Origin of the sequence: Marinitenerispora sediminis (assembly GCF_003336425.1) — a bacterium.
Taxonomy (GTDB): Bacteria; Actinomycetota; Actinomycetes; order Streptosporangiales; family Streptosporangiaceae; genus Marinitenerispora; species Marinitenerispora sediminis.
The window spans coordinates 1-25593 of sequence record NZ_QEIO01000029.1 but is presented as its reverse complement, the minus strand read 5'-3'; the positions used below and the strand labels follow the sequence as shown (position 1 = coordinate 25593).

20 protein-coding genes and 1 pseudogene are annotated in these 25593 nt (G+C 74.2%); 2 read left to right on the top strand and 19 right to left on the bottom strand.

What is annotated here, in order from left to right; all coding sequences use genetic code 11:
• Positions 1 to 5: 5 nt before the first annotated feature.
• The 19 genes and pseudogenes from DEF28_RS08105 to mraZ all read right to left on the bottom strand — a co-directional run bounded on the left by DEF28_RS08105 (position 6) and on the right by mraZ (position 22911).
• Positions 6 to 1457, bottom strand: coding sequence for a hypothetical protein (locus tag DEF28_RS08105; protein WP_114396428.1), 1452 nt, complete (start codon positions 1455 to 1457; stop codon positions 6 to 8).
• Between the two features lie 57 nt (positions 1458 to 1514).
• Positions 1515 to 2384, bottom strand: a complete 870-nt coding sequence (locus tag DEF28_RS08100) for a DivIVA domain-containing protein (protein ID WP_114396427.1) — start codon at positions 2382 to 2384, stop codon at positions 1515 to 1517.
• Between the two features lie 129 nt (positions 2385 to 2513).
• Positions 2514 to 2807 carry a YggT family protein gene (locus tag DEF28_RS08095; RefSeq protein ID WP_114396426.1) on the bottom strand — a complete coding sequence of 98 codons (294 nt, stop codon included), beginning with the start codon at positions 2805 to 2807 and terminating at the stop codon, positions 2514 to 2516.
• A 39-nt stretch (positions 2808 to 2846) separates the two neighbouring features.
• Entirely contained in the window at positions 2847 to 3374 is a 528-nt protein-coding gene (locus tag DEF28_RS08090; protein WP_114396425.1) for a cell division protein SepF, read from the bottom strand.
• Between the two features lie 118 nt (positions 3375 to 3492).
• Positions 3493 to 4224, bottom strand: a complete 732-nt coding sequence (locus DEF28_RS08085; protein ID WP_114396424.1) for a YggS family pyridoxal phosphate-dependent enzyme — start codon at positions 4222 to 4224, stop codon at positions 3493 to 3495.
• Positions 4225 to 4226: 2 nt separating this feature from the next.
• A complete protein-coding gene (gene pgeF / locus DEF28_RS08080) occupies positions 4227 to 4949 on the bottom strand; it encodes a peptidoglycan editing factor PgeF (protein ID WP_114396423.1) in 723 nt (240 codons plus the stop codon).
• 130 nt (positions 4950 to 5079) lie between these two features.
• Entirely contained in the window at positions 5080 to 6471 is a 1392-nt protein-coding gene (ftsZ, locus tag DEF28_RS08075) for a cell division protein FtsZ (protein WP_114396422.1), read from the bottom strand.
• Between the two features lie 405 nt (positions 6472 to 6876).
• A complete protein-coding gene (locus tag DEF28_RS08070; RefSeq protein ID WP_114396421.1) occupies positions 6877 to 7641 on the bottom strand; it encodes a cell division protein FtsQ/DivIB in 765 nt (254 codons plus the stop codon).
• Positions 7642 to 7673: 32 nt separating this feature from the next.
• A complete protein-coding gene (gene murC, locus DEF28_RS08065) occupies positions 7674 to 9116 on the bottom strand; it encodes a UDP-N-acetylmuramate--L-alanine ligase (RefSeq protein ID WP_114396420.1) in 1443 nt (480 codons plus the stop codon).
• Positions 9117 to 9183: 67 nt separating this feature from the next.
• Positions 9184 to 10341: an undecaprenyldiphospho-muramoylpentapeptide beta-N-acetylglucosaminyltransferase gene (gene murG, locus DEF28_RS08060; RefSeq protein WP_114396419.1), complete on the bottom strand. Its 1158-nt coding sequence runs from the start codon at positions 10339 to 10341 to the stop codon at positions 9184 to 9186.
• A complete protein-coding gene (ftsW, locus tag DEF28_RS08055; protein ID WP_114396418.1) occupies positions 10338 to 11678 on the bottom strand; it encodes a putative lipid II flippase FtsW in 1341 nt (446 codons plus the stop codon). Before ftsW ends, murG begins: the two co-directional genes overlap by 4 nt.
• Before the next feature lie 417 nt (positions 11679 to 12095).
• A pseudogene (murD, locus tag DEF28_RS08050) lies at positions 12096 to 13514 on the bottom strand (UDP-N-acetylmuramoyl-L-alanine--D-glutamate ligase); the annotation flags it as partial.
• 184 nt (positions 13515 to 13698) lie between these two features.
• Entirely contained in the window at positions 13699 to 14754 is a 1056-nt protein-coding gene (gene mraY / locus DEF28_RS08045; RefSeq protein ID WP_114396417.1) for a phospho-N-acetylmuramoyl-pentapeptide-transferase, read from the bottom strand.
• Positions 14751 to 16163, bottom strand: a complete 1413-nt coding sequence (locus DEF28_RS08040; protein ID WP_114396416.1) for a UDP-N-acetylmuramoyl-tripeptide--D-alanyl-D-alanine ligase — start codon at positions 16161 to 16163, stop codon at positions 14751 to 14753. The genes mraY and DEF28_RS08040 overlap by 4 nt, the downstream gene beginning before the upstream one ends.
• A 723-nt stretch (positions 16164 to 16886) precedes the next feature.
• Positions 16887 to 18449, bottom strand: coding sequence for a UDP-N-acetylmuramoyl-L-alanyl-D-glutamate--2,6-diaminopimelate ligase (locus tag DEF28_RS08035; RefSeq protein WP_114396415.1), 1563 nt, complete (start codon positions 18447 to 18449; stop codon positions 16887 to 16889).
• Positions 18450 to 18522: 73 nt separating this feature from the next.
• Entirely contained in the window at positions 18523 to 20496 is a 1974-nt protein-coding gene (locus DEF28_RS08030; RefSeq protein ID WP_114396414.1) for a peptidoglycan D,D-transpeptidase FtsI family protein, read from the bottom strand.
• A 109-nt stretch (positions 20497 to 20605) separates the two neighbouring features.
• Complete coding sequence (locus DEF28_RS08025; protein WP_181874209.1) at positions 20606 to 21163, bottom strand: hypothetical protein; 558 nt, start codon at positions 21161 to 21163, stop codon at positions 20606 to 20608.
• Between the two features lie 85 nt (positions 21164 to 21248).
• Complete coding sequence (gene rsmH / locus DEF28_RS08020; protein WP_114396413.1) at positions 21249 to 22205, bottom strand: 16S rRNA (cytosine(1402)-N(4))-methyltransferase RsmH; 957 nt, start codon at positions 22203 to 22205, stop codon at positions 21249 to 21251.
• Positions 22206 to 22479: 274 nt separating this feature from the next.
• A complete protein-coding gene (gene mraZ / locus DEF28_RS08015; RefSeq protein ID WP_114396448.1) occupies positions 22480 to 22911 on the bottom strand; it encodes a division/cell wall cluster transcriptional repressor MraZ in 432 nt (143 codons plus the stop codon).
• Between the two features lie 403 nt (positions 22912 to 23314).
• Between mraZ and DEF28_RS08010 the strand changes: the two genes are divergently transcribed.
• Positions 23315 to 24304, top strand: coding sequence for an AAA family ATPase (locus DEF28_RS08010; RefSeq protein ID WP_114396412.1), 990 nt, complete (start codon positions 23315 to 23317; stop codon positions 24302 to 24304).
• A 64-nt stretch (positions 24305 to 24368) separates the two neighbouring features.
• A partial coding sequence (locus DEF28_RS08005) for a DUF58 domain-containing protein (protein WP_114446119.1) occupies positions 24369 to 25593 on the top strand: 1225 nt, incomplete at its 3' end.

Sequence of the window (25593 nt, the reverse complement as noted above, 5' to 3'; positions counted from 1 at the left end):
CGGGCTCAGTCGTCGCGGTCGGTGGTCCGGGTGCCGGAGGCGGGGCGCCGGAGCACCGCGGTGGCGTCCGGGTCCGGCTCCGGGTCCGGCTCATCGGCCTGGCGCGGGACGGCTCCGGTGCGCTCCGGGGCGGTGTCGCCGCCGGCGGCCGTGCTGGCGGCGGTCTCGGCGTCCCGCTCGTCCTCGGGCTCGCCGGCGCCCGGGCGGTCGGTGTCGGCGGCCTCGTGGGGCACGGTGTCCGGGGCGGGGTCCGCCTCGTCGCCGGCGTGCTCGGAGCCGGCCGCAGCGCCGTCGAGCCGCTCGGCGCGGTCATCGGCCGGGGTCGGCTCCGCGGGTTCGGGATCGGCTGCGGCGGCCGGAGGGTCGGCAACGACGGAGGAGGAGAACCTGGCGGCCGGCACTTCGGTACCGGTCCCGTCCTCGTCGGGGCCGGGCGCGGACTCGACCGCGTCGGCCTCGGCGGACGTGGATTCGGCGGCGGTGTCAGCCGTTTCGATGTCGGGGGTCGCGGGCCCTGCGGCGGCCTCGGGCGCGGCTTCGGGCGCGGACGGGGTTTCGGTCGGGGCGGGGGCGGTCGCCGCTGCGTCATGGGAGTCTTCGGCCTCGGGGTCGGCCGGCGGGGTCTCGGAGCGGCCGCTGCCCGGCTCGACGAGGTCGGACCCGCCGTCCTCGGAGTCCTCGGAGTCCTCAGCGGGCCGGGGCCGGGAGGCGCCGCCGTCGTCAGCCGCGGCGTCCTCCCCGGTCCGCGGAGCGCCGGCCGGCTCCGGCCGCTGCTCCGGGTCGGCGGTGACCGGCTCGGGGTCCGGCACGGCGACCGTCTCCGCCCGGTCGGGCGACCGGGCGTCGTCCGGCGCCGTTCCCTCCCCCTCGGCGGGATCCGCGTCGCGGTTCTCGGGGCTGTGCGCGGTCTCCACCGGCGCGGTCGGCTGTTCCGGCCGCTCCGACTGGCCGGACGCGGCGGTGGCCGCGCCGGGGTCCGCGTCGTGCGTCCGATCCGGGTTCGGGTCGGACCGGGGTACGTCCACAGCCGGCGCCCCTCCCCCGGTGTGCGCCGGATACGCGACCGCCCGCACCGGCTCGGGTTCCGGCGCGGGTGCGGGCGCACTGCTGCCCCATGGGTGTCCGGCCGGCACCACGGGCGCCGGCTGCCGTGCGGCCGCCGGGACGCTCCCCGGGCCAGCCGCGTAGCCCTCCCTGGTGGGAGCGGAGTGGACGGACGCCTTCCCCAAACCGTCCGTCCCAGCCGCTGACACCGGGGCGGCCGTCCCCCATGCGAGATCACCGCGCCGCCCGCCGAGGAGCTCCGCCCGGTTGCGGACGAACTCCACGACCAGCAGTACCGCTGCCACGGCGCCCAGTCCGAGAGCGATGTACACGAGAGTCAGCTCTGCGAGCGCCACTGCCACGCCGATGACGACCAGGGCCGCGACGACGGCGACGAGGCAAACGATGATCACTGGAGGGTTGGCCTTTTCAGGAACTCACGGGGTCGTGTGGTGACGCCTCGCCGACCGTCAGCGGCGGTCGTGCGGCGCGTCACCGGGGTGGTAGCCACCGTGCTGCGCGGGCTCGGGCTGGGCGAACGGGTTGCCGGCGGGTGCACCGCCCGGACCCGCGTGCTGCAGCGCCGGGGTGCCCCCGGTCGGCGGAGCCATCGTCTGGAACCCACCGGTGGTGGTGGGCGGGGCGTTGTGGTCGTTGGCCCCCTCGGCGAGCTCGCGCAGCTGCCGCTCGAAGTAGTCCTTGAGCCGGCTGCGGTACTCGCGCTCGAAGTCCTTGAGCTCGCTGACCTTGTGCTCCAGCTCCTCGCGCTGCTGCACGAGCGAGCCCATGACCTGGCGGTGCCGCTCCTGGGCGTCGCGGTCGAGGTTCTCGGAGCGGGCGCGCGCCTCGTTGACGATCTGCTCGGCCTGGCGGCGGGCCTTGCCGAGGATGTCGTCAGCTTCGTGGCGGGCGCGTCCGAGGGTCTCGTCGGCTTCGCGGCGCGCGTCGGAGATCGCCTGGTCGGCGGTCTGCTGGGCGAGCGCGAGCACCCGGGCGGCCGTGTCCATGTTGTCCTCGGCGCCCGGCAGTCCCATGCTGGCCATCTGCGGCATGGGCTCCGGCTGCTTGACCGGCTCCGGCCGCGGGGGCTCGGGCTGCGGCGGCGGCTCCGGGGCGAGCTGGGGCTCCTGCGGCTGGAAGTCCTGCATGCCCGCGTTGGGCACCTTCCCCCGCAGGCACTCCGCGAGCTTGCCGCGCAGCTCCTCGTTCTCCTGGATCAGCCGGTCGAGCTCGGACTCGACCTCGTCGAGGAAGGCGTCGACCTCTTCTTCGTCGTACCCCGGCCGTAGCCGGGTCGTACTGAACTGTTTATTCCGTACATCCGCGGGTGTCAGCGGCATGTTCGTCTCCTTGGCGCGCTTGGACTCTGTCCGTAGGGACGCTACCTGATCGTGACCTTACGGCAATCCAGATCATGACCAAGACCACATATCGGAACCGGAGCTTACCTTTCCGACATCTGCGGCCCGCTACATGGCCGGGATCCAGGCCACGAACTGGATGAGGATCACCACCAGGAGGAAGAGGACGGTGAAGCTCAGATCCAGCGCAACGCTCCCCAGGCGTACGGGCTTGATGAAGCGACGCAGGAACCTCAACGGCGGGTCGGTGATCGTGTAGGTCGTCTCGGCGAGCACCAGCACGAACCCGGTGGGTCGCCAGGACCGCGCGAACGACTGCACGATCTCGAACACAAGCCGCGCGATGAGTACCAGCATGAAGAGGTACAGCACGGCGATGAGTATGTTCTGGACGATACTCACGGTCGTTCCCCGGCCCAATCCCTGGACATCTGTGATGATCTAGCTCTGATTGAAGAACCCTCGCTCAGCGATCCGTGCCTTGTCTTCAGCGGTCACCTCAACATTAGCCGGGGACAGCAGGAACACCTTGTTGGTCACGCGCTCGATACTGCCATGCAGACCGAAGATCAGCCCCGCCGCGAAGTCGACCAGACGCTTGGCGTCGCTGTCGACCATCTCGGTGAGGTTCATGATCACCGGTATGCCTTCCCGGAAATGCTCTCCGATAGTACGCGCTTCGTTATACGTGCGTGGATGCAGCGTGGTAATTCGCGCGAGATCGGCGGTGGCCGGCGCGGCGTGTGTGACGTTGCGTCGCTCTCCGTGGGACACGGCGTAGTCATCCGCCTCCGTCACAGCCCGGGTGCGGGGATCGCCGCCCCGAGGCTCGAGGTCGCGGTCACGTCGGTCCTCGACGCCCTCATCGAAATCCTCGAAGTCATCATATTCATCCGCATAGCGGTGATCGTAACGGTCGTCCTCCACGAGGCCGAGGTAGACCGCCATCTTGCGCATCGCGCCGGCCATCTCTTGTCCTCCGTCGTCCCTGTGGTGCTGTACCGCAGATGACTTATCGCTGGCTCTCGGCCGGGCCCGCCACGCTGGGCGAACTCGACAGATGGGCGCCAAGGTCCATGTGGGGACATTACCCCACGTTCGCCGCACGATCGCCGAGCAACGCCGCACCGATTCTCAGGTGTGTCGCGCCCCGCTCGATCGCGGCCTCCAGATCACCGCTCATGCCCGCGGACACGGCCGTCGCTTGAGGGTAGCGAGCCCGGACCTGCGCGGCGACCGCGGCGAGCCGGTCGAACGCCTCCGCCGGGTCTCCCCCGCGCGGCGCGACGGCCATCACACCGCCGACCGCGAGGCCCTCCTCCGCGTGGATCGCGTCGGCGACCGCGAGGACGTCGCGCGGATCGGCACCGCCGCGCGGCCCGAGCACGCCGGCCGCCGACTCCGGGTCCAGGTTGACCTGGACGAGGCATCTCAGCTCGCGCCCGGCCGCGCGTGCCCGCAGTCCGAGCTCCCGCGCCAGGCGGACGCGGTCGACCGAGTGCACGACGTCGGCGTAGCGGACGACCGAACGGGCTTTGTTGGTCTGCAGCTGACCGACGAAGTGCCAGATGAGGGGAAGGTCGGCGCACTCGGCGGCCTTGGCGGCGGCCTCCTGGTCCCGGTTCTCACCGACGTCCATAATGCCCAGTTTTGTCAGTATTCGCACATCTGACGCCGGGTAGGTCTTGGTCACCGCGACCAGGGTCACCTCGTCCTCCGCGCGTCCCGCGGCCGCGCACGCCGCCGCGACACGCCGCCGGACGGCGGCCAGGTTCGCCGCGACGCGCTCGGCCCGCGCCCGCTCCGCCTCCGCGGCCATACTCAGGCCCTCCAGACGAAGCCCGCGAGCCGCCCGGTCGGGGCGCCGCGCCGGTGCGAGAAGAGCTCGGGGCTCTCCAGCGTGCAGCGCCCGTCGGCGGCGATCCGCCGGACCCCGGCCCGCCGGAGCTGGGCGGTCACGCCCGCGCGCAGGTCCACCCCGGTCGTCCCGGCACGGGTCCGGCTCGCCGCCTCGGGCGTGCCCGCCGCGACCTCGTCCTGCATCTGGGGCGGCACCTCGTAGCAGGCGCCGCAGATGGCCGGGCCGAGCAGCACCGAGACCCGCTCCACCGAGGCGCCCTGGCTGACCATCTCGGCGATCAGCGCCGCGGCGACCCCCCGGACGGTGCCGAGGCGGCCGGAGTGCGCCGCGCCGATGACGCCCGCCTCCAGGTCGGCCGCCAGGATCGGCAGGCAGTCCGCCGCCAGGGTCGCGAGCACGAGGTCGGGACGGGTGGTCACCACCGCGTCGACCCGGCCCGCGTCGCCCGGAGCGTCCGCCACCGCGACGTCGGCGCTGTGCACCTGGGTCATCCACACCACCCGCTCGGGGTCGAACCCGAAACGGTTCGCCGCGATGCGGCGGTTCTCGGCGACGGCGGCCGGGTCGTCCGCGACCCCCGCCCCCAGGTTGAGCGTGTCGAACGGGGCGGCGCTGACACCGCCGCCGTAGCGCTCGGTGAATCCGGCGCGGACGCCCGGTCCGATCTCGGTCACGGCAGTCATCGCGGGGGTCGGTCCTCCAGCGGGCGGGGGGAGTACGTGCGGGAAAAGAATATCGGCGGTCGCCCCCGGGGACGCACCGCCGATGCGACGGGGCCGGCGGTCCGCCCAGGACCGCCGGCCCGAGAACCGGTCACTTCAGGAAGTCGGGGACGTCCAGGTCGTCGCCCTCGTCGAAGATCACGCGGCGCCGCGGAGTGGGCACCTCACCGGAGCGGGAGAACGGGCTCTCCGTGCCGCCGCGGCGCACCGTCCCGGACGCGCCCTCGCCCACGGGCCGGATGCCCCGCGGCTGGAACGGCTCCTCCTCGGCCGGCGCGGCCGGCGGCTGCGGCTCCGCGGGGCGCGGCTGCGCGGGCTCCTCCGCCCGCGGCGGCTCCGGGGCGGACTCCGGCTCGGGCTCCGGGCTCGCGGCCTGCTCGGCCGGCGGGTCCTCGCGCACCGGCTCGGGCGCGGGGCGCTCCACCTGCGGCTCGGCGGGCGGTGCCGGGCGCTCGGGCGGCGGAGCGGCCCGCGGCGGCGCGGGCGGCTCGACCCGGTCGGTGACGGCGGCCCGCGGCGGGGTGACGATCTCGGGAGCGGGCTCGTCGAAGCCGGCCGCGATGACCGTCACCCGCACCTCGTCGCCGAGCGCGTCGTCGATCACCGCGCCGAAGATGATGTTGGCCTCGGGCGCCGCGGAGTTGGCCACCAGCTGGGCGGCCTCGTTGATCTCGAACAGCCCGAGGTCGGACCCGCCCTGGATGGAGAGCAGCACGCCGTGGGCGCCGTCGATGCTGGCCTCCAGCAGCGGCGAGGAGATCGCCATCTCGGCGGCGGCGACCGCGCGGTCGTCCCCCCGGGCCGAGCCGATCCCCATGAGCGCCGATCCGGCACCGGACATGACCGACTTGACGTCGGCGAAGTCGAGGTTGATGAGACCCGGCGTGGTGATGAGGTCCGTGATGCCCTGGACACCGGAGAGCAGGACCTGGTCGGCGGCCTTGAAGGCGTCGAGGACGCTGACCTGGCGGTCGGAGATCGAGAGCAGCCGGTCGTTCGGGATGACGATCAGGGTGTCGACCTCCTCACGCAGCATCGCGATCCCCGCCTCGGCCTGGGTGGCCCGCCGCTTGCCCTCGAAGCCGAACGGGCGGGTCACCACGCCGATCGTCAGCGCGCCGAGCGAACGGGCGATGTTGGCGACCACCGGAGCGCCGCCGGTACCGGTGCCGCCGCCCTCGCCCGCGGTCACGAAGACCATGTCGGCGCCCTTGAGGACTTCCTCGATCTCCTCGCGGTGGTCCTCGGCGGCCTTGCGCCCGACGTCGGGGTTGGCGCCGGCGCCCAGCCCCCGGGTCAGCTCCCGGCCGACGTCGAGCTTGACGTCGGCATCGCTCATCAGCAGCGCCTGGGCGTCGGTGTTGATGGCGATGAACTCGACGCCCTTGAGTCCCTCCTCGATCATCCGATTGACGGCGTTGACACCGCCGCCGCCGATACCGACGACTTTGATGACCGCGAGGTAGTTCTGCGGTGCTGCCACGACGAGGGGCCTTTCCGCTCGCTTTGCGCCAGCCGACCGCGGCATCCCCGCGGGAACGTCCACGTTCCCGCCGCCGGTGGCACGGCCGCCTGACTGTCCGGATCTACTGTCTGCTGTGTGGCACCGGAGCCGGCGCGCGGCCGGTCCCCGGGTCACGAGGTCCCGGACGGGGCGAACGCACCTGGGCGCCTCTGCCCACGCTCTCCCGCAATGGTCCGAGTCCCTACTTATGTCAACTAAAGGTATTGCGTTACGACAGTAGGCTGACGCCCCGCTGACGAGCAACTAACCACGAGTTCAGCCTATCGGCGTGTCGCATGAGGAGGCGATACGCGCGCTCGGCGCGTCGCGTCCCGAATGTCCTGCCCGCCGGCGAGCGCCGAGCGCGCCGGCCCGCGGCCACCGCTACTCGACCACCGCGACGTCGGGGGCGCTGACGTCGTAGCGGCGCTCCTCGGTGGGCGGGTGCTCCCGCATGAGGATGTCGAGCAGCCGCGCCTTCTCCGCGGTGCGCTCGCCGTCGCCCCACACCACCTCGGCGCCGTCGTCGAGCAGCAGGATGACGGCGGCCCGGTCGGTGGCGTCGATCCGCCCGATCCGCTCCAGGACGTCGGCGGGGAGTTCCGCGACGATGGCCGCGGCCTCGGCGATGCCCGGGTTCCCGGTGATCTCGCCCCGGACGTCGACCAGCGGGTAGTCCGCCGGCCGCTCCGCGACGTCCTCGACCGTCACCCCGTCCCCGTCGACCAGCCGGTAGCCCTCGCCGACGGCCACGCTGAGCGCCGGGGCCCGCTCGGTCACCCGCACCCGCAGGGTGGCCGGCCAGCTACGCGACACCTCCACCGACTCCACGAGCCGGAGGTCGGCGACCCGCTCCCGCACGGCCTCGGTGTCCACCCGGGCCAGCGCGGTCCCGGTGGGCACGTCGGCCGCGGTGAGCACCTCGTCGCGGCCGACGCGCTGCGTCCCGGTGACCTCGACGTCACGCACGACCAGCAGCCGCGAACCGAGCAGCAGCCACGCGGCGACGGCGAGGACCGCCACGACCAGCAGCGCGACGAAGGCGGCCTTCCAGGGGTCCGAGCGCCGGGGGCGGCCGGAGCCGCCGCGCGCCCCCTCCGCCGCGGGCGCGGTGGCGGGCGCCCCGGTCTCCGTGTCGGCCTCCCGCACCGCATCCCTCCATCGTCCGGCGGCGGACCAGCTCAGCCCGCGGCCCGCTCCAGGCGCTCGACGATGGCCGGCCCGAGCTCGGTGACGTCACCCGCGCCCATCGTCAGCACGATGTCGCCGGGCCGGGCCAGCGACGCCACCAGGTCCACCGCCGCGGCCCGGTCGGGCTCGTGGCGGACCCGGTCGTGTCCGACGCCGCGCGTGATCAGCTCGGCGGTCACCCCCGGCTCGGGGTCCTCGCGCGCCGCGTAGATCGACAGGACGACGACCTCGTCGGCGAGCGTGAGGGCCTCGGCGAACTCGGTGGCGAAGATCCGGGTGCGACTGTACAGGTGCGGTTGGAACAGCGCCACGACCCGGCCGCGCGTCCCCTCGGAGTCGGCCGCACCCGGGTCGCTGTCCAGCGCAGCGCGCGCCGCGCGCAGGTCGGCCGCGATCTCGGTGGGGTGGTGCGCGTAGCTGTCGTACACCCGCACGCCCGCGGCCTCGCCCTTGAGCTCGAACCGCCGGGCGGCGCCGGTGTAGGCGGCCAGCGCCTCGACCGCGACCTCGGGGTCGTGCCCGAGCTCGTCGGCCACCGCGACGGCGGCCGCGGCGTTCAGCACGTTGTGCCGGCCGGGCACCGCGATGGCGCACCGCAGCGGCTCGCCGCCGGGCGCGGTGAGCGTGAACTCGGTGGCGAAGCCCCGGGCGGCGATGCCGGAGACCCGGAAGTCCGCCTCGGGCGACTCGCCGTAGGTGCGCACCCGCAGGCCGCGCTCCCGCGCCGCCTCGGCCACCTTGCGCGCGCCGGGGTCGTCGATCCCGACGACCATCGCCTCGGCGACCCGCTCGGTGAACGCCGCGAAGTTCGCGTGGATCTCGGCCAGCCCGCCGTAGTTGTCCAGGTGGTCGGCCTCGACGTTGGTGACGACGGCGACCCTCGGCGCGAGCATCAGGAACGAGCCGTCGCTCTCGTCGGCCTCGACCACGATGACGTCGCCGGCGCCGGCGTCGGCACCCCGGCCGGTGGTGACCAGCGTGCCGCCGATCACGTATCCGGGCTCGGTGCCCAGCTCCCGCAGCACCACGGTGAGCATCGAGGTGGTGGTGGTCTTGCCGTGCGTGCCGGCCACCGCGACACCGCGCCGGTCCAGCAGCAGCGCGCCGAGGGCCGCGGCGCGCGGCAGCACGCGCAGGCCGCGTTCGCGGGCGGCGGCGAGCTCGGGATTGTCGGCGCGGATCGCCGAGGAGACGACGACGGTGTCGGCGGCACCGACGTTGCCGGCGGCGTGTCCGACGTGCACCCGCGCGCCCAGCTCCTCCAGTTCGCGCAGCAGCGCGCTGTCGCGGGCGTCGCTGCCGGAGACCTCGACACCGCGCTGGATGAGCACGCGCGCGATGCCCGACATCCCCGCGCCGCCGATGCCGACGAAGTGCACCCGTCCGAGTTCGGCGACGGGAACGGGGTCGGTCGGGGTCACCAGGCCGCTCATGACGCCGCCCCCTCGCGGCCGGTGGGGGCGGAGCCTCGGCGGGCCGCGCCCGGCGCTCCGGCCCCGGTCATCGGAGGTCCCCCGGTCCGGCCGGGTGGGTGTCGTCGTCGCCGTCGTCGATCGGCATCTCGGGGGTCGGCCGGTCGCCGCGCGCGATGGCCATGACCTCGCGAGCCAGCTCGACGTCGGCGTCGCGGCGGCCGAGCCTGGCGGCGGCCTCGGACATCGCGACGACGCGGTCGGTGTCGGTGAGCAGCGGGATGAGCTGGGTGCGGATCCAGTCCGGCGTGAGCTCGGAGTTGGCGACGAGCAGCCCGCCGCCGGCCTCCACGACCGGCTCGGCGTTCAGCCGCTGCTCGCCGTTGCCGATGGGCAGCGGGACGAACGCCCCGGGCAGCCCCACGGCGGTCAGCTCCGCGCAGGTCATGGCACCCGAGCGGCACATCGCGACGTCGGCGGCGGCGTAGGCGAGGTCCATCCGGTCGATGTAGGGCACGACGACGTAGGGGACGCCGTCGCGGGTGCGGTCCTCGGGTTCGCTCGCGTTCTTCGGGCCCACCACGTGCAGGACCTGCACTCCCGCGCGGCGGAAGTCGTCGGCGGCGCCGAACGCGGCCTCGTTGACGGTCTGCGCGCCCTGCGAGCCGCCGAAGATCAGCAGCGTGGGCATCTCGGGGTGCAGGCCGAAGTGGGCGCGCGCCTTGTCGCCGACGGCGAGGCGGTCCAGGCCGGAGATCTGCTCGCGCAGCGGGATGCCGATGTAGCGGCCGTTGCGCATCTCGGTGTTCGGGTGGCCCGTGAAGACGTGCGGGGTCAGCCGCGCGCCGAGCCGGTTGGCCAGGCCGGGCAGCGGGTTGGCCTCGTGCACGACGATGGGGACCCGGCGCCGGCGCGCAGCGAGGTAGCCCGGCGTGGCGACGTATCCGCCGAAGCCGACCAGTACGTCGGCCTGGATGCGCTCCAGGTGCCCCGAGGCCGTGCTGATGGCGTTGGCCAGCTTGCCAGGAACGGAGAGCAGCTGCGGCGTGATCTTGCGGGGCAGCGGGACCGCCGGGATCAGACCCAGCTCGTAGCCGCGCAGCGGAACGAGCCGGGTTTCGAGTCCCCGCTCGGTGCCCAGACACAGGATCTGGGTGTCGGGGTCGACGCGCCGCAGCGCGTCGGCCAGGGCCAGTGCGGGCTCGACATGCCCGGCCGTGCCGCCTCCGGCGAGGACTACCCTCATCGTCGTCGATTCCTCCTCGCTTGTTGCGATCCGATGGTGGCCTGGTTCCGAGCGGCCTTCGTGGTGGGGGCGCCCACATTGTCCAGGCCAAGCCAGCTTAGAGCCCTTTGCACCCGGCTCGGACCGCGTGCGGCAAGGGCCTTACGGGCGTCGGGCTCGGCCTTGGCGAGGGCGAGCAGGATGCCCAGCGCGAGCATGGTCGGGATGAGCGACGAGCCGCCGGCCGAGACGAGCGGCAGCGGGATGCCCGTGATCGGCAGCACCCCGATGACCGTGCCGATGTTGACCAGCGCCTGGACGACGATCCACGCGGTCAGCGAGGCCGCGGCCAGCCGCACGAACGGCTCCCGGGCCCGGGACGCCACGCGCAGCCCAGCGTAGCCGAGGAGCCCGAAGAGTCCGACGACGAGGAGTGTTCCGATCAGCCCGAGTTCCTCGCCGATGATGGCGAAGATGAAGTCGCTCTCGGGGTGCGGGAGGAACCCCCACTTCTCGCGGCTGCCGCCGATCCCCACGCCGAACACCCCGCCGGTGCCCAGGGCGTAGAGGCCGTGCAGCAGCTGGAACCCCGACCCGGTCGGGTCGGCCTCGGGGTCGAGGAAGGACATGAGCCGGGCCATCCGGAACGGCTCGACCGCGATCATGATGCCGACGAGGGCGACGACGAGCACGAACATCCCGAGGAACAGCCGTCCCGGTGCCCCCACCACCCACAGCAGCGCCAGGAAGATGGCCATCAGCACGAAGGTGGTACCGAGGTCGCTCCCCAGCAGCACCAGGATCACCAGCACACCGCAGCCCGGCAGCACCGGGATCAGCAGCTGCCGCCACTCCAGCAACTGCCGCATCTCGTCCTTGCGGGCCAGCACGTTGGCGCCCCACAGCGCGAAGGCGAGCTTGGCCGGCTCCGACGCCTGGATGGTCAGCCCGCCGATCTCCAGCCACCGGGTGGCGCCGTAGTACTCCTGGCCCTGGAAGACCGTGAGCACCAGCAGCGCGACCGAGCCGAGCACCGCGGGGTAGCCCAGCAGGCGGAACACCGACAGCGGGAGGTGCGAGGCGACCACCATGAGCGGCAGGCCGATCGCCGCCGCGAGCATCTGCTTCTGGAAGAGGGAGTACGCCGACCCGGTCTCGGTGTAGGAGTCGACCATGGAGGAGGAGAGCACCATGACCAGGCCCAGCGCGATGAGCAGCGCGCTGCTGCCGAAGATGAGGTAGTAGGACGTCAGCGGACGGTCCAACCGCTGCGGGAACTCCCGCAGGAGCGTCTGGACCGATCCGCCGGCCCGCGGACGCGTGTCGGCCCTGTCGGCCGACGGAACCGTCACCGCCATACGCCACCTCCGCCTGGTCACCCTGGGCCCGTCCGCCGGGGGCCCGGTCCCGCGCCGTCCGCCCGGCACCGCCCACGCCGCACGGTCCCGGGTCGGGAGAGGGGCGCCCGGCGGGCCTCGGCGCCGACCCGGCGGCGCGGGCGGTCGCCGGTCCCGGTGGCGCGCCCGGCCTCCTGCACGGTCTGCGTCGCGAGAGCGGCGCCGGCGGCCGGCCGGCGCCGTGCACGGCGCTCCTCGGGCAGACCCCAGCGTCGACCAAGTCTGGTGGCAGGGGACGACACGACGGTGGACATTACGCGCGTGTTGGGTTTTTTTCTGAGCGTGACACCGGTAACGGCCGGGGATCGGGCTCCCGCGGCGGCGCGCCGGGCGGTGCGTCCGCCCGGCGCCGGGCGGTCGGCCCGCGGGCCGACCGCCTCAGCCGCGGAGTGCGCGCACGGCCGCGGCGAAGGCGTCGCCCCGGGCGTTGTAGTCGGTGAACATGTCCATCGACGCGGCCGCAGGGGCGAGCAGCACCGTGTCGCCGGGCCGCGCCAGTTCCGCGGCGGCGGCCACGGTCTCGGCCATGGCGCCGCTGTCGGAGCGCGCCACCTCCACGACCGGCAGCGCGGGCGCGTGCCGGTCCAGGGCGGCGCGCAGGCGGTCGCGGTCGGCGCCGAGCAGCACCGCCCCGCGCAGCCGGGGCGCCGCCGCGGCCACGAGGTCCTCGACGTCGGCGCCCTTGAGCAGGCCGCCGGCCACCCACACGATCGACGGGTAGGCCGACAGCGACGCCGCGGCGGCGTGCGGGTTGGTGGCCTTGGAGTCGTCGACGTAGTGGACGCCGGCGACGGTGGCCACCGGGGAGATGCGGTGCGGTTCGGGCGCGAACGCGGCCAGGCCGGCGCGCACCGACGCGGGGGCGACTCCGACGGAACGGGCCAGCGCCGCGGCGGCCAGCGCGTTGGCCACGTTGTGCGGCGCGGCCGGCCGGACGTCGGCGAGGGTGGCGAGCTCCTCGGCCGTACTCGCGGGGTCGGCCACGAAGGCGCGGTCCACCAGCAGGTCCTCGACCACGCCGAGCTCGCCCGGCCGCGGGGTGTCCAGCGTGAAGGCGACCCGCCGGGCCGCGGCGGCGCCAGCCGCGGCGTCCGCCTCGTCGGCCCGGTCCGCCAGCCGCCCCGACAGCGGGTCGGCCGCGTTCACCACCCGGACGGTGCCGGGCGCGTAGACCCGGCCCTTGGCCGCGGCGTAGGCGTCCAGGCCACCGTGCCAGTCGAGGTGGTCCGGAGCCACGTTCAGCACCGTCGCGGCGTGCGGCCGCAGCGAGTTCGACCAGTGCAGCTGGAAGCTGGACAGCTCCACCGCGAGGACGTCGGCGGCCGCCTCCCCCGGGCCGGGCGACACCGCCTCGACCACGGGGGTGCCCACGTTGCCGACCGCGCGGGCGGACCGGCCGTCGGCGCGCAGCATGGCCTCCAGCATCCGCACCGTGGTGGTCTTGCCGTTGGTCCCGGTGACGGCGAGCCAGGTCTGCCCGGCCGGCCGGAGCCGCCACGCGAGTTCCACGTCGCCGATGACCTCGACACCGGCGCGGGCGGCCTGGACCAGCGGGACGGCGTCCGGCCGCCAGCCGGGGGAGGTCACGACGAGGTCGGTGCCCTCGGGGAGCGCCTCGGCGCCGAGCAGCACCCGCGCGCCGAGGTGCCGCAGCCGCTCGGCCCGCTCCCGGGTGGCCTCGTCGGTCCGGCCGTCGATGACCGTGACGCGGGCCCCCCGGTCGAGCAGCGCCCGGGCGACGGGCGGCCCGGACACACCGAGCCCGGTGACGCAGACTGCCCGCCCGGCGAGCGCGGCGGCGAAAGCCCGCTCCGCGGCCGTTCGGAGCTCTTCCCGCTCCGCAGCCGCTCGGAGCTCTTCCCGCTCCGCAGCCGCTCGGAGCTCTTCCCGCTCCGCAGCCGCTCGGAGCTCTTCCCGCTCCGCAGCCGCTCGGGCTGGACCCCGCTCCGCAGCCGCTCCGGCTGGCATCTCCGCCATGGGGTTACCTCGGCATCCATTCCAGGTAGAACAGGCCGATACCGACACCGACGAACAGCCCCTGGATGATCCAGAACCTGATCACGATCGTACTCTCGGCCCAGCCCTTCAGCTCGAAGTGGTGCTGCAGCGGCGCCATGCGGAAGATGCGCTTCCCGGTGAGCCGGAAGGAGCCGATCTGCAGCATGACCGAGAGCGTGATGAGCACGAACAGGCCGCCGATGATGAGCAGCAGCAGCTGGGTGCGGGTGGTGATGGCGAGACCGACGATCAGGCCGCCCAGGGCCAGCGAGCCGGTGTCACCCATGAAGATCTTGGCCGGCGGCGCGTTGTACCAGAGGAACCCGATGCAGCCGCCGAGCCCGGCCGCCGCGACCACCGCGAGGTCGAGCGGGTCGCGGACGGTGTAGCAGTTGGCCTCCAGCGCGTTGACGCAGCTCTGCCGCAGCTGCCAGTTGCCGATGATGACGTAGGCGACCAGCGACAGGATGGTGGCGCCGGTGGCCAGGCCGTCCAGGCCGTCGGTGAGGTTCACCGCGTTGGAGAAGCCGACGATCAGGAAGAGCGCCCAGATCGCGAACACCGGTAGCGCCAGCGCCGGACCGAAGTCCCGGAGGAAGGACAGGTGCGGGGAGCCGGGGGTGTAGGTGTAGTTGTTCGGGAAGAACGTGACGCCCACGGCGAACCCGATACCGACGATCGCCTGCCCGAGCATCTTCGCGCCGCTGCGCAGGCCGAGGCTGCGCCGCTTGTAGATCTTGATGAAGTCGTCGAGGAAGCCGACCGCGCCGAGCCCCACGAACAGGAACATCACCAGCAGACCGGACACGGTGGGCCGGGTCATCGACGCCAGGTGGGCACCGAAGTAGCCGATCACCGCGCCGAGGATGATGACGATGCCGCCCATCGTGGGCGTGCCCTGCTTGCTCTTGTGGCCCTCGGGACCGTCGTCCCGGATCTCCTGGCCGAACTTGAACCGGTACAGCATCCGGATCACCATCGGCATGATGAGCAGCGACACCAGGAGGGAGAGCGCCGCGGCGACGAGAATGCCGGTCACTTGGCGGCCTCCTCGGCGGTCAGCTGCTCGGCTACCTGTTCCAGCCCGGCCACTCGTGATCCCTTCACCAAGACAACGTCTTCCGGCCGCAGCAGCCCGCGCAGGGCCGCGACCGCCTGCGCGGTGTCGGCCACCTGCCGGACCTCGCCGTGCCACCCGGCCACACTCCGCACGCCATCCACGATGGGCGCGGCCTCCTCACCCACGGCGATGAGGCAGTCGACCCCCGACTCGGCGACCAGCCGCCCGAGGCGCTCGTGCTCCACCTGGTGCGCCGGGCCCAGCTCGGCCATGATTCCCAGGACCGCCACCGAGCGCCGGGCCCGGGCCAGCGCGGCGAGCGTGCGCAGCGCCGCACCCATGGACTCCGGGTTGGCGTTGTAGGCGTCGTTCACGACGGTCACGCCGCCGGGGCCCTCGGCGACCTCCATACGCCAGCGGCTCACCGCTCCCGCCTCGCCCAGCGCGGCGGCGATGTCGTCGAGGTCCATGCCGAGCTCGGCCGCGACGGCGGCCACCGCCAGCGCGTTGTGGACCTGGTGCTCACCGACGAGCGCGAGGCGCACCGGCGCCGATCGCGCGCCGATCTGCAGCGTGAACGCGGCGCGGCCGTCCTCGCCGAGCCGGACGTCGCGGCCGCGCACGTCGGCGCGCTCGCCGAGCCCGTAGCCGACGACCCGCGCGGCGGTACGCGCCGCCATGCCGATGACGGCGTCGTCGTCGACGTTCAGGACCGCCACACCGCCGGCGTCGGCGCCGGGCAGCGCCTCGACGAGCTCTCCCTTGGCCTGGGCGATGGCCGCGCGGCTGCCGAACTCGCCGACGTGCGCGCTGCCCACGTTGAGCACGACGCCGATCCGGGGCGGGGCGATCCGGCACAGGTGCGCGATGTGCCCCAGTCCGCGGGCGGCGACCTCCAGGACGACGTAGCGGGTGTGCTCGTCGGCGCGCAGCACGGTCAGCGGGTGGCCGATCTCGTTGTTGAACGAGCCGGCGGGCGCGACCGTCGGGCCGAGGCGGCGCAGCACTTGGGCGAGCAGGTCCTTCGTGGTCGTCTTGCCCGACGATCCGGTGACGCCCACGATGTCGGCCTGCGGCAGTTCGCCGACGACGGCCCGCGCCAGGCGCCCGAGCGCGGCCACGACCTCGGCGTCGCCGCCGTCGACCAGCAGCTGCGGCGCCGCCAGCGGCCGGGATCCCAGCACGGCGGCGGCGCCGGCCGCGACGGCGGCGTCGGCGAAGTCATGTCCATCGACCCGCTCGCCACCCAACGCCACGAAGAGCGCTCCCGGGACAGCCTGTCGCGAGTCGATCACGACCGGACCGGTGACGACGTCCGCGGGGCGCGCCGATCCGTGTATGCGGGATTGGGTGATCTCAGCGATCCGATCGAGCGTCAGCGCGATCAAATCCACTCCTCATGTCGGGCCCGGTCCACCGCGCCTTCGGGGCGCCTCGACGACGAGACAGCGTGCTGTGTATGGGGATTCGCTGCACAAGAGCCGCAAGGCGGCGGGTGACGCCACGGTGCCGGGCTGCAATTGCCGGACCTACCTTAGAACATGTTTGGTTATCGGGGTTGCGTCCCAGCCGAAACACCCGACGGGGCCTCCCGCCCCCGAGCGGCACCGCCCGGTCGGCCCCGCCACGGCCTCCTCCGCCCGGTACGGACGAACCCGCAGGTGGGTGCGGCGGCGGACGCCGGGACCGGACGGGGCCGTGGCTGTCCGCCGCGGGCCGCGGCGCCCGGTTCCGCCGCCGTGTTCACAGCACGATCACGATCCGAACGGGGCGGCGCAGCACGGCACGGGCGCGGGTCTCCCGCTCCGCAGCCGCTCGGACAGTCTTCCCGCTCCGCAGCCGCTCGGACGGATTTCCCGCTCCGCAGCCGCTCGGACGGATTTCCCGCTCCGCAGCCGCTCGGACGGATTTCCCGCTCCGCAGCCGCTCGGGCTGGACCCCGCTCCGCAGCCACTCGGAGGGATTTCCCGCTCCGCAGCCGCTCGGACAGTCTTCCCGCTCCGCAGCCGCTCGGGCTGGACCCCGCTCCGCAGCCGCTCGGACAGTCTTCCCGCTCCGCAGCCGCTCGGGCTGGACCCCGCTCCGCAGCCGCTCCGGCTGGACCCCGGGGCTCAGCCGCCGACGCGCCATCGCAGCGCATCACGCAGCACCTCGCGGTCGTCGAACGGCAGCACGCGGTCGCCCACGTACTGGCCGCGCTCGTGCCCCTTGCCGGCCACGACCACCACGTCGCCCGGCTTGGCGCGCTCCACGGCCATCTCGATGGCGGCTGCGCGGTCCGGCTCCACGGTCACCCGGGCCCGCTCCCCCGCCGGCACCTTCGCCACCCCGTCCAGCATGCTGGTGATGATCGTGATGGAATCCTCACTGCGCGGGTTGTCGTCGGTGAGGATGACCGCGTCGGCGAGCCGTGCGGCGACCTCACCCATCAGCGGGCGCTTGGCGCGGTCGCGGTCGCCCCCGCAGCCCAGGACGATGGTCAGCCGCCCCTCGGTCACCGTCCGCAGGGATCCGAGGACCGCCTCCACCGCGCCGGGTTTGTGAGAGTAGTCGACGAGGGCGGTGAAGTTCTGGCCCTCGTCGACCCGCTCCATCCGGCCGGGGACGCCCGCGGCGGCGGCCACGCCGCGCAGCGCGGCCTCCAGCGGGACGCCGCCCTCGACGAGTCCGACGATCGCCGCCAGCGCGTTGGAGACGTTGAAGGGGCCGGGCAGCCGCACGGCGGCGTCGACCTCCAGCCCGCCGGGGCCGACCACCCGGAACACGCTGCCCTCGGGGCCCAGTTCGACGTCCACGGCGCGCCAGTCGGCCTCGGGGTCGCCCTCGGCGGAGAACGTGGTCACCGGGATCTCGCCGCGCGCCGCGACCATGTCGACGAGCGCGCGGCCGAACCGGTCGTCGCGGTTGACCACCGCCACCCGGGCGAGTTCCGGGGTGAACAGCCGGGCCTTGGTGTCGAAGTAGTCGCGCAGGTCCGCGTGGAAGTCCAGGTGGTCCTGCGAGAGGTTGGTGAAGACGGCGACGTCGAATCTCGCGCCGCCGACCCGGCCCAGGGCCAGGGCGTGGCTCGACACCTCCATGGCCGCGGCGTCGACGCCCCGCTCGCGCATGACGGCGAACAGGCCGTGCAGCTCGGTGGCCTCCGGCGTGGTGAGCGCGGAGTCGACGCGCTCGTCGCCGATCCGGATCTCGACGGTGCCGATCAGCCCTGTGCGCAGCCCGGCGGCCCGCAGGCCGGACTCCACCAGGTAGCTGACGCTGGTCTTGCCGCTGGTTCCGGTGGTGCCGATCAGCAGCAGGTCCTCGCCCGGATGGCCGTAGACCCAGGCGGCCACCTCGCCGAGGCGGGCGCGCGGGGCGGGCACCGCGAGCACCGGAAGCCCGGTCGCGGCGGCGCGGTCGGCGCCGGCGGGGTCGGTGAGGATCGCCACCGCTCCGGCGGCCGCGGCCTGGGCGGCGAACTCGGCGCCGTGCGCTCTGGCTCCGGGCAGCGCCGCGTAGAGGTCCCCGGGCCGCACCGCACGGGAGTCGTGGGTGATCCCGGTGATCGTCGTCTCCGTGACGGGGCGGGACTCCCCTTCCACCGTGTCCGGGGCGTCCCCGGACGTGGGGGCCGCGCCCAGGAGCTGGGCGAGGCCGGACAGCGGACGGAGCTGGTTCTGGTCAGGTCGCATTACCGGTGGCACGTCGTGAGGCTATCGGCTGGCGGGCGGCGGGGGTTAATTCTTCGTCGGCGGGGCGGCCGGTTCACTCCTCCAGGCGGATGTTGGGCGGCTCCGTGCCGGTCGGCGGGATCTGCAGCGTCTTCAGTGAGAAGGACATCACGTCGGTGAAGACCGGTGCGGCGGCCTCGCCCCCGTAGTAGTCGCGCTGCGGGCCGTGCAGCACCACCTGCACGATCAGCTCCGGGTCGTCGGCCGGCGCCATCCCCACGAAGGTGCTGGTGTAGCCGCCGCCGGCGTAGCGCCCGGTCTCGGGGTTGACCCGGTTGGCGGTTCCGGTCTTGCCCGCGACGCGGTAGCCGGGGATCTGGGCCTGCTCCGCCGTGCCCTCCTCGCCGGTGACCGCCTCCAGCATCAGCCGCAGCTCCTCCGCGGTGTCGGCGCTGACGACCTGCTCCTGGCGGGGCTCGGGGGACGCGGTGAACTCCCCGCCCTCGTCGACGGTCCCGGCGACGACCTGCGGTTCCACCCGGACGCCGTCGTTGGCGATCGTGGCGTAGACGCTGGCCATCTGCACCGCGTTGACCGAGATGCCCTGCCCGAACGAGACCGAGGGGAGCTGGGTGCCCCACCAGTCGTCGGGGTCGGTCAGGATGCCGGCGTTCTCACCGGGCAGGTCCAGTCCCGTGGGCTTGCCGAAGCCGAACTTCCCGAGGTAGGTGTACAGCCCGTCCGCGCCGAGCTGCTCGGCCACCTGGATGGTGCCGACGTTGCTGGACTGCGCCATGATCCCGTTCAGGGTCAGCCGCTGGGTCTCGTGGAAGTGCGAGTCGCGGAAGGTCTGGTCGTAGCGCTGGATGGCATAGGGCACCGTGTAGACGGTCTCGGGGGTGGTCAGCCCCTCCTCCAGCGCGCCGGCCGCCGTGATGACCTTGTTGGTGCTCCCGGGTTCGAACGCGACCGCCACCGCGCCGTTGCCGCGCTGCTCGGGGGTCGAGTCCTGGATGTCGTTGGGGTCGTAGGTGGGGTAGCTGGCCATGGCGACGATCTCGCCGGTGGGGCGCATGACGATCACGCTGCCCCCTTCGGCGTCGAGGTCGGTGACGCGTTCGGCGAGTGCCTGCTGCGCGCGCCACTGGACGTCCTGGTCCAGGGTGAGCCGCACGTCCCGGCCGGGGACCGGCTCCTGGGCGAGTCCGGTCGCCATGGGGATCTGGGTCCCCTCGGCGCCGACCTCGACCTGCTGGGTGCCGGGCTCTCCCGCGAGCGTGCTCTCCAGCATGCTCTCCAGGCCCTCCAGGCCGTGCCCGTCACTGCCGACGAACCCGATGAGGTTGGCGGCGCCGGTCTCCTCGGGGTACACGCGCTTGTAGTCGGTCTGCGCGGCCACGCCCTGGAAGCCCAGCTCGTCCAACTCCCGCCACTCCGCCGGCGAGACGTTGCGCATGATGACCTGGTAGCGGCTGGGCTCGGCGTCGACCTTGGCCGCCACCTCGTCGGGGTCGAGGTCGAAGCGCTCCGACAGCTCGTCGACGATCTCGTCGCGCTGGTCGTCGCGGACGTCCACCGGGTCGACGAAGACGGTGCGCACCGCCACGGACATGGCGAAGGGGTTGCCGTTGACGTCGGTGATGTCGCCGCGGGTGGTGGGGATGTCGATGGTGTTGAGCCGCAGGTCGGAGGCGGCCGAGGCGTAGTCGGCGGCCTGGATGCCCTGGATCTGCACCAGCCGGCCGGCGAAGATCAGCAGGACGACCACCATCAGCAGCACCGCGATCTTGATGCGCCGCCCCGGGTTGCCGCGCCGGAACCGCCGGCGCAGCGGGGGGACCGGGGTTCGGCCGCCGCCGCGGCCGCGGGGCCGCCGCGGCGGCGGGACGGCTCCCTCGGGGGCGCGCCGGCGGGACGGCGCCGGTTCGCGCGCGGCGCGGCGCCGCGGCGGCTCGCCGCCGGCCCGGGCACGGCCCGGCTTGCCCGCGGACCTGGACGCCGCGGCCCGCCGGGTGGACGCGGCGGGCCTGCGGGGGTCGCGGGGACGCGGTTCACGCGACGGACTCACCGACGCCTCCTCACCGGTCTCGGAATACGGTCGTGCCCCCGGCTGGCGTGCGGGACGCGGCGCACGGCCCCGGTCGCACGGCGGTGCGCCCCCACCGGGATCGCCTCGCTCACCGGGCGCGCTCCGCGGAGTCGGCCGCCCCCGCCTCCGCCTGCTCGCCGGTACCGGGCAGCTCCTCGGAGCCGCCGCTGTCATCGCCCCGGACCTCGCCGGTCTCCAGCTCGATGAACAGCGGGGCCTCCCCTGGTTCCATGCCCAGCCGCTCGGCGGCCTCCGCCACGGCCTCCGGCGACTCCGCGTGCAGCGTCCGCTCGCGCAGCGCCTCCTCCTGGTTGGCCAGCTCGCGGTTCTCCTGCTGCAGCTGGCTGATGGCGAAGGCGTCCTCGGTGAGCACCGTGCGCAGCACCAGCAGGCTCGCGAGGGCACCGCCGAGCAGGCCGAGGATCAGCAGCACGAACGGCATGCGCGGCGCGGCCCCCGGGTCCGGCCGGGGCGCCGGCGGGACGGTCCGCGCGGCCGAGCGCGGCCGGGCCGGCGTGCGGCGCGGGGTGGCGCGGGGTGCGCGCGGCGGTGCGGCCCGGGTGGCGCCGCTCTGCCCGGCTGCCGGGCGGGTACGCGGGCCGCCGCCCGTCCCGCCGCGCCCGCGGTCCTCGGTCGCGGTGCTCATATGGCCTCCCGCCTCCCTGTCACTCAGCTCGCGTCCCGGCCCCTCCGCCGGCGGACGCGTTCCACCGTCGTCTCCGACCTCCGGGTCACCGCTCCCGGATGCGTTCGGCGGCCCGCAGCCGGGCCGACGCCGCGCGCGGGTTGCGGGCGTTCTCCTCGTCCGAGGGGAGTTCGGCGCCCCGGGTGAGCAGGCGCAGTTCCGGCTGCCGGTCGGGCAGCGGGACCGGGAGGTCGGGCGGGGTCGTGTCGGTGGAGAGGGCGGCGAGGGCGCGCTTGGTGATGCGGTCCTCCAGGGAGTGGTACGACAGCACCGCGATCCGGCCGCCGAGAGCGAGCCGCCCGATGGCGGCGGGGAGCGTGCGCTCCAGGATGGCCAGCTCGGCGTTGACCTCGATGCGCAGCGCCTGGAAGGTCCGCTTGGCGGGGTTGCCGCCGGTGCGGCGCGTGGCGGCGGGGATGGCCTCGCGGACGAGTTCGGCCAGGCGGCGGGTGGAGGCGATGGGCGCGGCGGCGCGTTCGCGGACGATGGCGTGCGCGATGCGGGCGGCGAAGCGCTCCTCGCCGTAGTCGCGGAGGACGCGGGTGAGTTCGGCGGCGGAGTAGCCGTTGACGACGTCGGCCGCGGTGCGGTCCTGGGTGCGGTCCATCCGCATGTCCAGCGGCGCGTCGTAGGAGTAGGCGAAGCCGCGTTCGGCCTCGTCGAGCTGGGGTGAGGAGACGCCGAGGTCCAGCAGCACGCCGTGCGCGCGGTCGATGCCGAACCCGTCGAGGACGCGCGGGATCTCGTCGTACACGGCGTGCGCGAGGTGCACCCGGTCGCCGAAGGGGGCGAGGCGGCGTTCGCTGCGGGCCAGCGCGGTGCGGTCGCGGTCCACGCCGACCAGCCGCAGGCCGGGGTGCGCGGCGAGGAGGGCGGCGGAGTGGCCGGCGAGCCCCAGGGTGCCGTCGACGAGGACCGCTCCGGGGGCGGCGAGCGCGGGCGCGAGCAGCTCCGCGATCCGGTCCAGCATGACCGGAACGTGCGCCGCCTCGGTTTCGCCCATGAGCACAGTGTCCCCCGACTCCTCGTTGCCAGTCTCGGCCGCCTCGTGCGGTCCGTGCCGCGTGCGGCCCCTTCGACGTCCGCCCCCGCGGACGTCCTCCCCCTGGGGACTTGCCCCGGTCAGCCTCCAGACGCGGACCCGAGGGACCACCTGGCGCCGGGGAAGATGCGTCAGCTGGCCGTGGTCGCGCCTGGAGGCCGGAACCAGACAGGGCTTGGTCGTGACCTCCGGATCACCGCGCCGGGTGTCGAGGCCGACGGGCGATGCCGTGCGGTCACAGCACCCCCGGCAACACCTCCTCCGACAGATCCGCGAATGCCTGTTCCTGTTCGGCCTCGTAGGCGGCCCAGGCCGATGCGTCCCAGATCTCCAGGCGCGTGTTGGCCCCGATGACCACGCATTCGCGGCTCAGGCCGGCGTAGGTCCGCAAGCCCGCCGGAATGGTGACGCGCCCTTGCTTGTCGGGCACCTCGTCCGACGCGCTGGCGAAGAAGACGCGGCTGTAGTCGCGCACTGCCTTGGCGGTGACGGGAGCGGAGCGGAGAGCCTCGGTGACGCGCTCGAACTCCGGCACGGGAAACACGTAGAGGCAGCGCTCCTGGCCCTTCGTGATCACCAGTCCCCCCGACAGTTCGTCGCGGTACTTCGCCGGAAGGAACAACCGCCCCTTCTCGTCGAGGCGGGGAGTGTGTGTGCCGAGGAACACCGGCCGCACCTCCCGTACCTCCGTGGAGTAGTCCCCTTCTCCACGATGCTCCACTGTACTCCACTATCCCCCACGGTCAACAGATTCAACCCCCGGCGCACCGCGGGGGCGGCGCCAAAGCCGCAGGTCGCCGCGGGCGGGCGCGCGGGAGCGCCCGCGGGGCCCCGCCGGCGGCCCACCGCGGCCACGCGCGGCGGGCCGGACCGCGCGCCGCGAAGCGCGGCGGCCGGGGGCCGGTGCCCGGCGCGCCCGGGCACGCGGCGGGCGCGGGCCGCGGCGACCGGGCGCGAAGCCCGGCGGCACCGGGCGTTGCGCGCCCGGTCCGGCGGGCGATCCAGGTTTGCAAACCTCCGCTTTGCGCCTAGCCTCGTTGCGACACACCAGCCGCTGCGGGAGGGGACACGTGTCACTCGATACGCGGGCCACGGACGTCGAGGGGGCACCGGAGGACGCCGGGGCGGTCCTCGCCACCGCGGAGCGGATCCGGTCGGCCATGGAGACGGTGATCGAGGGCAAGTCCGAGATCGTGCGCATCGCGCTCACCGTGCTGCTCGCCGAGGGACACCTCCTCATCGAGGACATCCCGGGGGTCGGCAAGACCATGCTCGCCAAGGCGCTGGGCCGGGCCGTCGACTGCTCGGTGCAGCGCGTCCAGTTCACGCCGGACCTGCTGCCCAGCGACATCACCGGGGTGAGCGCCTACCACCGCGACCGCCACGAGTTCGAGTTCAAGCCCGGCCCGGTGTTCGCCAACATCGTCGTCGGCGACGAGATCAACCGGGCGTCCCCCAAGACGCAGTCCGCGCTGCTGGAGTGCATGGAGGAGGGGCAGGTCAGCGTCGACGGTGCCACCCGCCCCCTGGAGCGGCCGTTCATGGTCGTGGCGACCCAGAACCCGGTCGACATGGAGGGGACCTACCCCCTGCCCGAGGCGCAGCTCGACCGGTTCATGGCGCGCATCGCGGTCGGCTACCCCGCCGCGCAGGCCGAACTCGACATGATCGACACGCACAGCGCGCGTTCCCCGCTGGACGGGCTGCGCCCCGTGGCCACGGCCGCGGACGTGCGCGCCATGGTCGAGCGGGTCCGCGCCATCCACGTCTCGCCCGCCGTGCGGCGCTACGTGGTGGACCTCGTCTCGGCCACCCGCACCTCCCCGGCCCTGCGGCTCGGCGCCTCCCCGCGCGCCACTCTGCACCTGGTCCGCGCGGCCCGCGCCTTCGCGGCCCTCGACAACCGCTCCTACGTGATCCCCGACGACGTCCAGGCCCTCGCCGTGCCGGTCCTCGCGCACCGGCTGCTGCCGAGCGCCGAGGCGCAGCTGGAGCGCCGGCTGCCGGAGGAGGTCGTGCGCGACCTCGTCGCCCGGCTCCCCGTCCCCGACCGGCGGTAGCGCACCGGACCTCCATGAAACAACGGGCGAGGACCGCCCCGCCGCGCGGGCGGGAGGTGGCGAGGTGACGTTCCTGCGCGCCTTCACGGCGCGTGGCCGGGTGTTCCTGTGCGTGGGCGCGGTGATCGTCGCGGGCGCGCTGGCGGTGGGCGAGCGCGACCTGGTGCGGGTCGGCGTGCTGGTCACCGTGCTGCCGCTGCTGTCCGCGCTCTCGGTCCTGGGCGCACCCCGGCTGGTGACGCACGACCGCGAGCTCACCCCCGCCCGTGTGCCGGTGGGCGGCGACGCCCGCGTGGTGATCCGGGTCGCGAACACCGGCTCGGTCCTGCCGGCGAGCGGCGTGCTCGTGGACGACGCCCTCCCGCACACCCTCGGCGGCCCGCCGCGGTTCGCCCTCGGGCGGCTGCGCCGGGGGGAGACCCGCGAACTGCGCTACCGGGTGCGCTCGCAGGTCCGGGGGCGCTTCCCGGTCGGCCCGCTCACCCTGACGTTCCGCGATCCGCTGGGGTGCGCACAGGTGGAGCGGCGCCTGGGGTCGGGGGTCTCGCTGCTGGTCACGCCGACCGTGGTCGCACTCGACGGCCTGCCGCGCGGCGGCTCCGCCGACGAGGGGTCCAGCCGGACCCCTTCCATGGCCCGGAGCGGGGAGGACGACACGCTGCCCCGCGAGTTCCGGCACGGCGACGACCTGCGCCGGGTGCACTGGCGCTCGACCGCGCGGCACGGCGAGCTGATGGTCCGCCGCGAGGAGCGGCGCTGGCGCGAGCACAGCTCGGTGCTGCTCGACGTCCGGGCCTGCGCGCACGGCGGCGGCGGGCCGGACTCCTCGCTGGAGACCGCGGTGTCGGCCGCCGCCTCCGTGGCCGTGCACCTGCTTGGCACCGGCCAGGAGCTGCGGCTGCTCGCCGGCGAGACCGAAGTCGGCGCGGTCGGCCGCGCCGAGGGCGTGCTGGACGCGCTCGCGGTGGTGCGGCCGGTGCCCTCGCCCACCCTGCACGGCGCCGTCGAGCGGCTGTGCCGGGCGTCCGCGTCCGGCCGCGGAGTGGTCGTCGCCGTGCTCGGCGCCCTCCAGGCGGCCGAGGCCGACGCGCTCGCCGAGGTCGGCCGGGCGGACGCGCGGACCCGGGTCGCCGTTCTGTGCCGGCCCACCGTTTGGCCCGCTCCCGCCTCGGCGCGGCAGGCCCGGGACCGGCTCGCCGGCGCGGGGTGGCTGGTCGTCGAGATCGACTCCGTGGAGGACCTGGCCGCGGCGTGGCGGGAGCGGGCCAAACGGTGGGCCGGCACAGAAC